At 68.0% G+C, this 13,408-nt stretch carries 10 protein-coding genes; 8 read left to right on the top strand and 2 right to left on the bottom strand.

The window, feature by feature from the left end:
* The first annotated feature begins 3 nt into the window (after positions 1–3).
* From dapA to GNX95_RS29440, 6 genes are all read left to right on the top strand, one after another.
* Positions 4–882: a 4-hydroxy-tetrahydrodipicolinate synthase gene (gene dapA / locus GNX95_RS29465; RefSeq protein WP_163510906.1), complete on the top strand. Its 879-nt coding sequence runs from the start codon at positions 4–6 to the stop codon at positions 880–882.
* Positions 883–914: 32 nt separating this feature from the next.
* Positions 915–1,901, top strand: a complete 987-nt coding sequence (locus tag GNX95_RS29460) for a cysteine peptidase family C39 domain-containing protein (RefSeq protein ID WP_163510904.1) — start codon at positions 915–917, stop codon at positions 1,899–1,901.
* Complete coding sequence (locus tag GNX95_RS29455) at positions 1,898–3,001, top strand: hypothetical protein (protein WP_163510903.1); 1,104 nt, start codon at positions 1,898–1,900, stop codon at positions 2,999–3,001. Before GNX95_RS29460 ends, GNX95_RS29455 begins: the two co-directional genes overlap by 4 nt.
* A 169-nt stretch (positions 3,002–3,170) precedes the next feature.
* On the top strand, positions 3,171–4,982 hold the full coding sequence (locus GNX95_RS29450) for a glycoside hydrolase family 2 protein (RefSeq protein ID WP_163510901.1): 1,812 nt from the start codon (positions 3,171–3,173) through the stop codon (positions 4,980–4,982).
* A 174-nt stretch (positions 4,983–5,156) separates the two neighbouring features.
* A complete protein-coding gene (locus tag GNX95_RS29445) occupies positions 5,157–7,244 on the top strand; it encodes an FUSC family protein (RefSeq protein WP_163510899.1) in 2,088 nt (695 codons plus the stop codon).
* A gap of 197 nt (positions 7,245–7,441) precedes the next feature.
* Positions 7,442–8,275, top strand: a complete 834-nt coding sequence (locus tag GNX95_RS29440; protein WP_163510898.1) for a restriction endonuclease — start codon at positions 7,442–7,444, stop codon at positions 8,273–8,275.
* A 57-nt stretch (positions 8,276–8,332) separates the two neighbouring features.
* On the opposite strand, the gene GNX95_RS29435 is transcribed toward GNX95_RS29440, so the two are convergent.
* Positions 8,333–9,517, bottom strand: a complete 1,185-nt coding sequence (locus tag GNX95_RS29435; protein WP_163510896.1) for a cytochrome P450 — start codon at positions 9,515–9,517, stop codon at positions 8,333–8,335.
* 152 nt (positions 9,518–9,669) lie between these two features.
* On the opposite strand from GNX95_RS29435, the gene GNX95_RS29430 reads away from it, so the two are divergent.
* Complete coding sequence (locus tag GNX95_RS29430) at positions 9,670–11,220, top strand: long-chain-fatty-acid--CoA ligase (RefSeq protein ID WP_163510894.1); 1,551 nt, start codon at positions 9,670–9,672, stop codon at positions 11,218–11,220.
* Between the two features lie 59 nt (positions 11,221–11,279).
* Complete coding sequence (locus GNX95_RS29425) at positions 11,280–12,140, top strand: polysaccharide deacetylase family protein (protein WP_222854030.1); 861 nt, start codon at positions 11,280–11,282, stop codon at positions 12,138–12,140.
* Between the two features lie 64 nt (positions 12,141–12,204).
* On the opposite strand, the gene GNX95_RS29420 is transcribed toward GNX95_RS29425, so the two are convergent.
* Positions 12,205–13,401 carry a metal-dependent hydrolase family protein gene (locus GNX95_RS29420; RefSeq protein WP_163510893.1) on the bottom strand — a complete coding sequence of 399 codons (1,197 nt, stop codon included), beginning with the start codon at positions 13,399–13,401 and terminating at the stop codon, positions 12,205–12,207.
* Positions 13,402–13,408: the final 7 nt, after the last annotated feature.

The following is a 13,408-nucleotide window of genomic DNA, read 5'->3' as shown; positions in this document are numbered from 1 at the left end:
GGCATGGAAGGCCTCTACATCCCGCTGATCACCCCGTTCACCGCCGATGACCGGATCGACCTTGCCGCGCTGGAAAAACTCGCCGACCGCCTGCTCGGCGACGGAGCGCGCGGCCTCGTCGTCTTCGGTACGACCGGCGAGCCGGCGACGCTGACCGCCGGCGAGAAGCGCGACATTCTCAGTCTGGCGGCCACAATCTGCCGTGACCACGGCGCCGAGCTGGTCGTCGGAGCCGGCGGCAACGACACGCGTACGTCCGTGGAAGCCTTGCGAGCGCTGGCAAAGACACCCGAGGTCACCGCCGCGCTGACGGTCGTGCCGTACTACACACGGCCGGGACAGGCCGGTGTCGTCGAGCATTTCCGCATGCTGGCAACGGAAAGTCCGGTGCCGCTGGTGATCTACAACATTCCTTACCGCACCGGCCAAACGCTCAGCTGGCAGACCATCTGCCAGCTCGCCGACATCCCCGGAATCATCGGCACGAAACACGCGGTCGGCGCGATCGACGACGACACCGTAGGGCTGATGGCGGCGAAGCCCCGAGAGTTTTCCGTGCTGGCAGGCGACGATCTCTACGCGTCACCGCTGCTCGCGCTCGGCGGTTCCGGCGCGATCCTCGCGTCCGCGCACCTCGCGACCGACCAGTTCGCCGCACTCGTACGCGCGTGGCTCGACGGCGACGCGACCGGCGGCCGTGAGCTGGGCCATCGGCTCGCTCCGCTGTCGGCCGCGCTGTTCACCGAGCCCAATCCGACCGTCATCAAGGCCGCCCTGCACGCCGCCGGCCAGCTCGCGACACCGGCCGTACGCCTGCCGCTGCTGCCGGCATCACCGGAGGCACTGGAGGCATATGAGGCTCATGTGGTGAAAATGAACTAATGAGGCTTATGCTCCTTTTTCGGGAGGGGAGCATGTACGCACGAGTCGCAACACTGGCCGCGGCGATGCTGCTGCTGGCGAGCACGACACCGGCCGTCGCGGCCGACGGCCAGGTGGCCATCGCGGCGGTCGAGCGCACCACGCCGACCGACGCGCAACTGGCCAACGCCTCACCGTTTGCATTGCTCAAGGCGGTGATCCGGTGTGAGCAGGTGGCCGCTGGCCGGCAATATTGCATGCACATCGGCTTGATGCCGCGACCGCTGTCCGACGGCGACCTGGACGCGATGCTGCGCAAGGCGGCGGCCGGTCCGGAGATCGATGGTGGCGTCGCGACGCTGCTCGGCACGGCGCGGCGGTTCGCGGCGATGCCGTACGACCAGCGGGTCGCCGCCGAGCGCGACGAGATCGCCGCCGCCGTACGCGCGCCGAGGGTAAGGCTGATGAGCGCCAGCGCGGCGCCGGCTCGCCGCGTCATGCCTATGGCCATGGTCGAGCAGGAGACCTACTGGTATTGCGGACCGGCCAGCGTCGCCGCCGTCGCATACGGACACAGCGCCACCGCGTCGCAGGGCACCTGGGCCTATCGGCTGCACGTGACCGAGTCCGGCGGAACCTCGGTCTCCGACATCCCGGCGGTGCTCAACTATTTCACCGACCGCGGCCGCGCCGGGCCCTATCAGGCGGTGTCGACCGGTGACACCGACGCCAACACCTATTTGTCGTACGTCCGCGCGGCGATCTACGAACGCAACCATCCGGCCATCCAGCAGGTCAAGCTCTACAAGGCGTATTTTCCTTATCTGCGGGTGAATCACGGCGGTCACTTCCAGGCCGTCAACGGTTATGACACGGACCGGCGGACGGTCATCTACGACGAGGTCTACAACGAGGCGACCTTCACCTCCGGCGGCGCGCAGACCGCCGGCCAGAAGGAACTGGCCGTCTCCCTGGCGTTCGCCGCCAACCAGGCGAGTTATCGCGCGATGCCGGGAGTTTTCGGACGGCTGGTGATGTGAGCAGGCGATGCTGGCTCCTCGCGGCCGCGGTCCTGGTGCTGCTGGCCGGTTGTACGGCCGCGCCGCAGCCGGTGCCCAAGCGCCAGGCCGCGGAGGCCGCGCCGACCGTACGACTGTGGACCTTTCCCTTCCAGCGTACGGAAACCGTCGTCAACGGCGACAGTGGTCCGCTGCTTTACGACGGCCGCTATTACGCGAGTCCGCATCACGATGACTCCACGGTCGTCGACACACGGACGGGCAAGGTGGTCGTACGCCATCGCGCCGCGCATCGCTCCGACGGATGGCACGTCGAGGACGTTTTTCTGACCGCTGGCTTCGCGATCGCGGTCGACTCCGACACGGAGCCGCCGTACGCGCCAAAACCCTGGTATGTCGTCACGCGTTACCAGCTGAGCGACGGAAAAGCGACACCGCTCGCGCTCCGGCCGCCGGTGTCCACCGTGGACCCCGAGGTCACCGCCGGCGACGGCCACTATGCGTATGTCACGGATCGGAACGGCCGCGGATGCGTGGCGGTCGGCGAGGTCAGCCAGGTGACTGCCGCCGTCGCGTACTGCTCGCCGGCCGGCTGGCTGCCGGGTTTCCTGGGTACGGACCCGACCTCGGTCACCTTCGTGGAAAACTCCGAGCGGCCGTCGACGACAGGCCAACCGGCCGGCTGCCGGCGGCTGGTCCGGCTGGCTTTCACCGGCGCTGTCACGCGTTTCTCCGGTTCGCCGTGCCGGCAGTACGCCGGCGCCAGCGCCGGGTCGTGGAGCGCCTGGTCAGATGCCTCGGACACGGACTCGGACGTCGAGCACTCGCCGGTCGTCGCGGCGGTCGCGGGGACCCGGCAGCGTGTCGACGACGGCATGACCGGGTCGTTGCGTACGTGCGACGGCTGGCTCTACTACAACCATCGCGAGACTCCGACAAGCGTGGAGATCCGCCGCTGGCGGCCGGGGAGCGCGGTCGAGGTCGTCTATCGAAGCCCGGGGGAGGAGCTGTCGGCCACGACGACGGTGTCGTGCGCGGACGGCTGGGTCAGCTTCATGCGGCAGTACACCGGCTCCGGCGCGCCGCATACCGACATCCTCGCCACCAAACCCGACGTATGACCGTTTGACGGTGCCTACCGTCGGGTATCCAACGCCGTTGAGTCGAGATGCACGAACGGGAAACCGCATGTGGCCAGCGTGCGCGTTACCATTGCCGTACCGTTACAACGTTGCAATGATCCGTGGTTGGACCTCATTCCGGCGAAGCTAGGCAGGCAAGGTTTTCGTGGTGACTCACCCTCCATTACACCAGCCCCGTCCCGAATATCCGCGGCCCCAGCTGCGCCGGGACCGGTGGACCAGCCTCAACGGCGAGTGGGCCTTCGGGTTCGACGACGCAGGCGCCGGGCTGGCCGAGCGGTGGTTCGCCTCGACGGTGGCCGAACTGGCCGCCGGTGCGCTCGACCAGCGGATCGTCGTGCCGTTCGCGCCGCAGTCGAAGCTGTCCGGGATCGGCGCCGACGACCGGCACGACATCGTCTGGTATGCGCGTACGGTCGCGCGGCCGGACGGTGCCGCGGCAACCGACCGCGTCCTGCTGCACGTCGGCGCCGCCGACTATCACGCGACGGTGTGGGTCAACGGCGTACAGGTGGCCGACCACAGCGGTGGCCACACGCCGTTCAGCGCCGACATCACCGACGCGCTGAGCGACGGCGAGTCGACGCTGGTCGTCCGCGTCGAGGACGACATGACGGCGCTGGATCTGCCGCGTGGCAAGCAATACTGGCTGCCGCAGTCGGACAGCATCTTCTACACGCCGACCACCGGCATCTGGCAGAGCGTCTGGCTGGAGCCGGTTTCCGCGCTGCACCTGGCCGAACTGCACCTCACGCCCAATGTGGACAGTGGGGCCGCCGAGCTCGAGCTGAGCCTGGCCGGAAACCCGGAAGGCGCGCGGATCGAGCTGGAGCTGTCGTTCCGCGGCGACGTCGTACGCACCGAGTCGTTCACTGCGGACGGCGCGCGCACCGACCACACGCTGACCGTACGCCGGCTGAATCTGGAGGCACCGGGCGGAAACGTCGGCGGCTGGAACGGTGTGGCGCTGTGGAGCCCGGAGCAGCCGGACCTCTACGACCTGAGAATCCGGGTCTACGACAGCGAAAACACGTTGGTCGACGAGCTCGACAGCTATTTCGGCATGCGCAGCGTGGAAGCGCGTGACGGTCGCGTCTTTCTCAACGGCCGGCCGTATTTCCAGCGTCTGGTGCTCGACCAGGGCTATTTCCCCGGCGGTGTGCTGACCGCGGCGAGCGACGACGACCTGCGCCGCGACATCGAGCTGGCCAAGGAGCTCGGCTTCAACGGCGCGCGCAAACACCAGAAAGTCGAGGATCCGCGCTGGCTCTACTGGGCCGATCGGCTCGGTTTCCTGGTGTGGGGCGAAATGGCCAACGCGTACGCGTACTCACGCGACTACGTCGGCCGGATCACCAGCGAATGGACCGAAGTCCTGCGCCGCGACCACAACCATCCGTGCATCATCGCGTGGACGCCGATGAACGAGAGCTGGGCCGTGCCGCAGCTCGACACCAATCCGCAGCAGCGTGCGCATCTGCGCGCGCTCTATCACCTGACGAAATCGCTCGACCCGTCGCGGCTGGTCATTTCCAACGACGGCTGGCAACACGCGGAAACCGATCTGCTGACGCTGCACGACTATCGCACCGGAGACATCGTCGCGGTGAACTACCGCGATCCCGACGAGGCCGTCGCGGCCGAGGCGGCCAGCATGCCGGCGTTCGTACCGGGCAGCTCGTACGGCGGGCAACCGATCCTGGTGACCGAATGCGGCGGAATCGCGTTCGCGGTCGATGGCGGTGGCTGGGGTTACACGACGGCCGAGACGCCGGAGGACTTCCTCAAGCGCTATCGCGATCTGGTCGAGGCGTTGGTCAACACGCACGCCGTGCAGGGCTTCTGCTACACGCAGCTGACCGATGTCGAGCAGGAGATCAACGGCCTGCTCACCTTCGAGCGCGTACCGAAGGTCGACCTCGCGCAGGTCAAGGAGATCACCTCGCTGCCACGTCCTTAGAGCGTGTCTGAAAACTGTGGCAGCCGATAGCCGAGCCCAAACGCCGCCTGCCGGCACCGGACGAAAACCCACCATAGCTCTGCTATTTGGGCTTTCGTCCGGCACCGGCAGACGACGTTTGGATCTCGACTCTCGACCACCACAGTTTCCAGAGACGCTCCTAGACTTCCATGGGTGGGGGTCGTCGGCGATGTGTACGGTCCGGCGCCGCGGGTCCGTGAGCTCGCCGGTGCCGCGGCCAGCAGGCTGGTCTCCTCCGATCCCGGCCTGAGCCGGCTCCGGTATGCGCTGGGGGTCGTCGCCAGTGTCGGCGTCGCCGTCGGTGTCATCTTCTTGACGCTGCATCCGACGCCGCAGGTTGTCCTGCTCGGCGCCAGCGCGGCGATGGTGTCATCGTCGCAGCGCTTCGACGCGACCCGGCTCAAACGCGTCGCCGTCATCGCGTTGCTTTTCGCGCCGGCCGCGTTTTCGTTGACGGTGGCCACTTTGCTGGCTGAGCGCAAGATCATCGCCGATCTGGTCTTCCTGGCGGTGATTTTCGCGGCGCTGTGCCTTTTCGGCATCAAGCTCTTCGGCCAGCCGGTCGGCACGGTCGCTTTCATGATGTTTTTCTTCGCGTTGTTCATCCGCGCGAAGAGCAGCGAGCTGCCGGAGCTCTATCTCGCCTTGGCGATCGCGATCACCGCCACGGCCGTGGTCACCGGTGTGTTGTCGCGGTCGACGGCCGTGCCGATGCTCGGGTTCGTACGCCGCTCGTATCGTGCTCGCCTCGCGCAGGCGCTGAGCGCGGCGGTCCAGCTGCTGGAGGCGCCGCAGCCGACGCGCGCCGACACCAAACGGCTGCAACGACGCGTGACGCGGCTGCACGACGCGGCGCTGGCGATCGAAGGCGAGCTGGCCAGCGTCGCCGACGGCGCCGCCGCCGACCTGCGCCGCCGGATCCTCGGCTCGGAGCTGGCCGTGCAGCGGCTGGCCGGCGAGATCGGCGAGCTGGTCCGCGCGGCCGCGCCGCTGGCCGAGCGTCGGCCAGTCGCCGACCAGCTCGTCGAGCTGCGCGAATGGATCGTCTCCGGCACGCCGGCACCGCCGCAGCGGCTGGCCGCCGAGTCGGTGTGGCTCGATGCCGGCCCGGCCGGACCGGCGCGTTCCACCATGTGGGCCATCGCCGAGGTGGTGGACGCGATCGAGCTGGCGCGGCGGCCGGCTGAGGACGTCGACCTGAGCGCGTACACACCGCCGACCGAGCCGCCGGAGCGTACGGCCGCGGAGAAGCTGCCACCGACCGTACGCCGCGCCATCCAGGCGACCGTCGGTTGCGGCCTGGCGATCGTGGCCGGCGAGCTGCTCTCCGACCAGCGCTGGTATTGGGCCGTCATCACCGCCTTCATGACCTTCGTCGGCACCAGCTCGGCCGGGCAGACGCTGGTCAAGGGCTTTCGCCGGGTGGTCGGCACGCTGATCGGCGTGGTGGCCGGCACGGTCGTGGCGAGCCTGCTGGCCGGCCACCTCGGGCTGGTCGTCGCGGTGACGTTTCTCTGTGTTTTCGCGGGTTTCTACGCGCTGTCGCTGTCGTACGGCCTGATGACCTTCTTCATCACCGTCATGCTCGGCATGCTCTACAGCCTGCTCGGCACCTTCACTCCGGAGCTGCTTCTATTGCGGCTTGAGGAAACCGCCATCGGCGCGCTCGCCGGCATGGCCGCCGCGGTCCTGGTGGTGCCCACAACGGCCACGTCGGCCGCGCGCGAGGCGACCGCCAAGGTGCTTGACCGGATCCACCAGTTCGTCGGTGACGCGGTCGCCGTACTGGCCGACGGCGACTCGATCAACCTCATCGACGCGGCGCGCGACATCGACGCGGACCTGGCCGATCTGCACGGTGTCGCCGAGCCGATCGTGCACCGCGCGAGCCCGCTCCGGGCGCGCCGCAGTGACACGCGACTTTCCTTGGCGCTGCTGGATTCGGCGGCCTATCACGTACGCGCGATGGCGGCGAACGCCGAGGTCGCGGCACTGGCAGGCGACGACGGCCTGGTAGCCACGGCCGGCCGGATGCGGGACAACCTGCGGCTGCTGGTGGACAGCCTGCGCGCCGACTACGGCCAGCCGGACCGGCCGCTGCGGCGCGGTGCGAGCCCGTCGAGCAAGGCCGGTGGCGGCGCGCGGCTGGACGAGCGTACGACCAGGTTGCTCGACCATCTGGACCGGTTGGACGCGACTGTGACCGGTCTGGCACGGCCACTTGGCATCAGGATCGAGTAAGATCCTTTGCTGGCAAGGCTTTCGAATGCCGACAACCCACAGTAAACTCATGGTGGCTCACTGACAGTGAGCCACTTTTCACTCCGGGCCTGTACGTTTTGGGGTGATTAGGGTAGTTTTGGGTCATCTGGGCTGCAGCGCAGCAGTTCTGTCAGTATTCGGACTGTCGACGTGGTGTGTGCACCGGGAGGCCGGTCGTGGCAGGGCGGAAGAAAGGCGCGGGGAAATATGCCCCGCTGCTGTACGCAGGTGGCGCGGTCCTCGGACTCGTCGCGCTTCTTGTCGTTGTCCGTTGGCTCGCCGAGCATTGGCAGCTTGCCTTCGCGGGTCTGGCGGTGGTGGCCGTCGGGGTGATGCTCTTCCTTCTCCGCACGTCCCCGTCGCGCCGCAGACGCTCGATGGTGAATGCCGCGTTGGACGAGTTCGACGACCTCGACCCGCCGATCTTCGTCTCCGAGATCGCCTGCCGGCTGCCGCGCGCCGGGTTCACCGACGTGGAGATCGTCACCGACGACCAGATCGATCGCGACGTCCCTGACATCGTCGGCATCGACCGGCTCGGCCGCCGCGTGCTCGTACGCTGCGAGCAATATGTCGTGGAGAACATCGGCCCGAAGGTCGTGAAAGCGCTGGACCGCGACGCCGCCGACGTGTACGACGCCGACGTGGCCGTGCTGGTGACCAACCGCGAGGTGCTGTCGTCGGCCGCCGTGCTGGTCGAGGACCTGGAGATGGTCGCCATCGACCGCGAGGCGCTCGGCGAGTGGCTGGTCAGCGGCGTGATGCCATACGACGTGTCGCTGCCGGCCTTCCCCGAGGAGCTCGACCACCGTCCGGTGTCGCTGGACGCCGACCCGTACGCGCCGGCGTACGCCGAGGACGAGGTCATCGACCTGCGCAAACCGACCCGGCAGTTTCCGCCGGAGCAGCCGCCGCGCGCTCGCGGCCAGGTCGCGGTGACCAACCGCGAGATCGCCATCAACCGCCGCCGCACCATGGGCGACCGCAAGCGCTCGCCGTACACGGCCTAGAAAGTCCGCATGGCCCCCATGCGTGCGTCCAGCGCACGCATGGGGGCCATGCGGCCGTCAGTCCCAGACGACCGGCAGCTGTGCGGGCGAGCGCGTCGCGGAGCCGACGCGCCACACCACCTCCTCGGCCGGGACCGCGAGCCGCAGGCCTGGCAGCCGGGTGAGGAGCGTACGCAGCGCCACCTGCAGCTCCATCCGCGCCAGCGGAGCGCCGAGGCAGTGGTGCGGACCATGCCCGAAGCCGACGTGCGAGGCCTCCTTGCGATGCAGGTCGAGCCGGTCCGGATCGGTGTAGACCGCCTCGTCGCGGTTGGCCGACGCGATCGCCGCGATCACCGGCTCGCCGGCGTTCACCACGACACCGCCGACCTCCACGTCCTCAAGCGCATAACGAGCGCTGCCGCCACCGGCGCCGAGCGGTACGTAGCGCATCAGCTCCTCGACCGCCTGCGGCACCAAGCCGAGATCGGTGCGCAGCTCGGCGAGCTGCTGAGGATGTGTCAGCAGCGTGTAAACGAAGTTCGGGATCTGTGACGCGGTGGTCTCGTGGCCGGCGACCAGCAGGCCCTCGGCCATCGCCAGCAGCTCGTCCTCGGACAGCCGGTCCTCGTCGTCGCGCGCCGCGACCAGACCGCTGAGCAGGTCGTCCCGGCTCGCCTCGCGTCGCTGCGCGATCAGGCCGGCCATGTATTCGCGCAGCTGACCGACGTTGTACGCGACCTCCGACGGGGTGAACCGGGTGGTCGACAGAAACGCGTCCGACCACGTACGGAAGTCGACCCGGTCCTCGTACGGCACACCGAGCATCTCGCAGATGACGGTGATCGGCAGCGGCAGCGCGAAGTCCTCCACCAGGTCGGCCGGTGCCGTCAGGTTGTCGACGAGCCCACCGGCGATCTCCTCGGCGCGGGCTCGCAGCTGCTCGACGCGGCGTACGGTGAAGGCCTTGGTGACCAGTCGCCGCAGCCGGCTGTGCTCCGGCGGGTCATAGCTGAGGATGTTGCCCGGCGCGCCTTTGTGCGTACGCGACCGCGGCTCGTCGCGGTCGACGGCCGCCGCGCGGCTGAAGCGCGGATCGCCGAGCACCAGCTTCACGTCGTCATAGCGGGTCGCCATCCACGCCGGCTCGCCGTAGGCCAGCTGCACGCGGCACAGCGGCTGGTCGCGGCGCAGCTCGGCAAACAACGGATCGACGGTCAGCCGCTCCGGTGCGCTGAAGGGAAATGCTCTCGCTGCGGTCACGTACGCCTCCGTCGGGTTTCGCCACCTTTGCGATCTCAGTTAAACGCGTTCACATTGCTAAGTCAAACAGCTGACTTAAATCGACCTGATGACCTGCCGACCGGGATGTGGTACGACCCACAGGTCACGTCACGCTGGCCAGGAGGTCGACCATGAGCGCGCCGGCAGGCGTCAGCCGCCTTCACGAGATCGTCGACCACTGGGCCGCGGAGAAACCCGACGCGAGCGCGCTCACCTTCGGCGACTTTCACCTGACCTGGACCGATTTCCGGCGGCGTACGCGTCAACTGGCGGCCGCGCTGGCCGATCTCGGCGCCGGTGTCGGCGACCGGATCGCGTCGTACGACAAGAACCACCCGTTCTGCCTGGAGCTGACCATGGCCGGATCGCGGATCGGCGCGGTCAACACGGTCGTCAACTTCCGGCTCGCGCCGGACGAGGTCGCGTACGTCCTCAACGACGCCGAGGCCAAGGTGCTGCTGATCGGCCACGAGTTCGCCGGCGTGTGGAAGCGGATCGCCGACCGGGTGCCGACGGTGCAGAAGGTCATCGTGGTCGGTGGTGACGGCGACGAGTACGAGAGTTTCCTCGCCTCCGCACCGGATTTCGCCGGCGAGACGGACGGCTCGGCCGAGAGCGCCGCGCTGCAGCTCTACACCTCCGGCACGACTGGCTTCCCGAAGGGCGCCGTGCTGAGCCATCGCGGCCTGTTGGCGCACACGCGCGCGGTCTGCGAGATCCTCGGCGTCAACGACGACCGGGTCAACTTGCTGGCCATGCCGCTGTTCCACGTCGGCGGCTCGTCGTACGCGCTGACCGGCTTCTATCCCGGCATTCCGACGGTCATGGTGCGCGAGCCGCATCCGGCTTACCTGCTGCCGGCGATCATGGAGCACGGCGCCAACCAGACGTTTTTCGTGCCGGCGCTGATCGGCATGCTGCTCGGCGCCGGCGAGGCGGCCGTACGGGCGCTGGGGAAGCTGCAGCGGCTCGCCTACGGTGCCTCTCCGATGCCGTTGCCGCTGCTGGAGCGCTGCCTGGCGACGCTGCCCGAGTCGGTGAACTTCCTCCAGGTGTATGGCCTCACCGAGGTCAGCGGCGTGGCGACGTACCTGCCGGACGCCGACCACCGCGACCCGGCCGTACGCCATCGGCTGCTGTCCGCCGGCGTGCCGCTGCCCGGTGTGGAGGTGCGGATCCAGGACCTCGGCACTGACACGCCGGCCGAGGCCGGCGCGTCCGGCGAGGTGTGGCTGCGTACCGAGCAGGTGATGTCGGAATACTGGCACCGGCCGGAGGCCAGCGCGGAGACGATCGACGCGGACGGCTGGCTGCACACCGGCGACATCGGTTATGTGGACGCGGACGGATATCTGTTCATCCACGACCGGTTGAAGGACATGATCATTTCCGGTGGCGAGAACATTTACTCGTCAGAGGTGGAAAACGCGGTCGCCGCGCATCCGTCCGTCGCCGACGCGTCGGTGATCGGAGTGCCGGACGAGAAATGGGGAGAGACGGTACGCGCCGTCGTCGTCGCGGTGCCCGGTCAGTCGATCGACGAGGCTGAGATCATCGCGTTCTGCCGCGAACGCCTGGCGCATTACAAGTGTCCGAGGTCGGTCGTGGTGGCCGAGGAACTGCCGCGTAATCCGTCAGGAAAGGTTTTGAAAACCGAGCTGCGGAAAACGTTTGGTTCTTAGTTTGGTAAAGGCTGTGGGTTTTTGGAACCGCGGCGGCGCGGCGTACGTTTGCCATGGCCGTGAGTTCACCCGCTGACGCACTCGCCCAGGACCGCCGTCGCTTCCTCGGGGTGATGGCGCTCGGCCTGCTCGGGCTGGCCGGCTGCGGCGCGTCGCCGACGAGCACGCCGACCGCCGCGACGCCGGCGCGGCTGACCCCGAGCCATCCGGCCGCCGCGCCGACGCCGGCCGCCACCGGCCTGCCACCCATCCCGCCGCCACGGCCCGGCGTGCCGGAGCTGGTCAACTCGGTGGCCGGAAAAGCCTGGGAGCCCCCAAAAAACACGCCTCGGGTCATCCTCACTGTCGACGACGGCTACGACGCGGCGACGGTCGCCGCGTACGCTGAGTTCGCGTCCCGTACCGGAATCCCGCTCACCTTCAACCCCAACGGCACCTACCAGTCGGTGTGGAACCCGCACGCCAAGGCGTTGGCTCCGCTGATCGAAAAAGGCCAGGTGCAGATCGGCAACCACACGTTCACGCACAAAAACCTGCTCGGCCGGCCGGCGGCGGCGATCCGCGAGGACATCGAGCGCAACGAGGCGTGGATCAACAAGACCTTTGGCATCACGTCGCGACCGTACTTCCGGCCGCCTTTCGGCGCGCACAACAAGGAAACCGACGGCGTGGTGGCGAGTCTGGGCTATACCAAGATCCTGCTGTGGGACGGCACGCTGGGGGACTCCAAGCTGCTGACGCCGGACCGGTTGCTGTATTTCGCCAACGAATACCTGACCGCCGGCCGGATCATACTCGGACACGCCAACCATCCGACGATCACGCACATGTTCGACAAGATCGAAAATCTGATCAAGACACGGAAACTGGAGCCGGTGACGCTCGACACCGCTTTCGGCACCAGTCGCGCCACCGGCTGAAGTCCAATTACTACGCGAGGGTGACGTTTTGACGGTCGTCGCAGCCTTGTCGACCGCCAAAACGTCACCTTCGCGTTGGTTGGCCGGACTGGATGACGGTGCGGATGTTGGTGGGATCCGCGAGGACGGAGATGTCGTCGAGTGGGTTTCCGTTCAGCACGAGGAGATCCGCGTACGCGCCGACCTCGAGCGTGCCGAGCTGGCCGGCCATGCCGACAAGTTCGGCGCCGACGACCGTGGCCGAGCGGATGACGTCGATCGGCGGCTGGACCTCGGAACGGATCCGGAACTCGTGGTTCTGGTGCCGGTGCATGCCACCCAGCAGATCGGTGCCATAGGCCAACTTCACGCCGGCGCGAGCAGCTTTTTCCAGCGATCCCAGGCCAGCGTCGAGTACGGCGTCGACCTTGCGCCAGCTGGCTTCCGGCAGGCCGAAGGTCATGCCCTCCTCTTTCAGGGCCCAGTACGTGACCAGCGTCGGCACCAGGAATGCCTGCTTCTCAAGGAAAAGCGACACGCTTTCATCGTCCATCAGGTTGCCGTGCTCGATGCACCGCAGGCCGGCCTCCAACGCGCGGTTGACCGCGCGAGCCGTGTATGCGTGTCCTGTCACATAGCGGTTCGCGGCCTCGGCTTCGGCGACGACAGCGCGCAGCTCGTCCATTGAATACTGTGTCGAGTCGATGCGGTCGGTCGGTGAGGCGACGCCGCCTGAGGCCATCACCTTGAGGTGGTGCGCGCCCTTGCGGAGCTCGTCGCGAGCGGCGGTGCGTACGGCGTCGACGCCGTCGGCGAGGCGGCTGAGGCCCGCACCGCAGGGAATGCCGTCGTCGCCGCGGCTCCGGCCGTCGCCGTGTCCGCCGGTCTGGCTCAGCGCGCGACCGCCGAAGATCAGCCGCGGTCCGCGCAGCAGACCTTCTGCCTGCGCGTCGGCCAGGCCGAAGTCGGCGCCGGCCACGTCGCGTACGGTGGTGAACCCGCGGTCCAGCATCTCACCCATGATTTTGGCGCTGCGCATGGCAAGATAGGCCGGCGACCAGGTCGAGAGCTCGCTCAGGTCGGCGGTCGCCGCCGTGACGTGGACGTGCGCATCGATCAGTCCGGGCATCACGACCGCGCCGGCGACGTCGATGACGGGCACGTCGTCAGGTGCGGTCAGCGCGCGACCGATCTCGGCGATTTTGCCGTCAGAGCAACGAAGATCGCCTTCGGTCAACGCGCCGGTCCGTACGTCCAACAGCAAAGCGTTGCGCAGCAACAAGGCAAAC

The sequence above is a fragment of the Fodinicola acaciae genome (assembly GCF_010993745.1).
GTDB classification, from domain to species: domain Bacteria; phylum Actinomycetota; class Actinomycetes; order Mycobacteriales; family HKI-0501; genus Fodinicola; species Fodinicola acaciae.
This window is presented reverse-complemented; position numbering and strand designations above follow the sequence as displayed.

Excerpts from the sequence above, each read along its gene's own strand:
- GNX95_RS29460 (WP_163510904.1), top strand. The coding sequence starts at position 915 with ATGTACGCACGAGTCGCAACACTGGCCGCGGCGATGCTGCTGCTGGCG.
- GNX95_RS29430 (WP_163510894.1), top strand. The coding sequence starts at position 9,670 with ATGAGCGCGCCGGCAGGCGTCAGCCGCCTTCACGAGATCGTCGACCAC.
- dapA (WP_163510906.1), top strand. The coding sequence starts at position 4 with ATGGAAGGCCTCTACATCCCGCTGATCACCCCGTTCACCGCCGATGAC.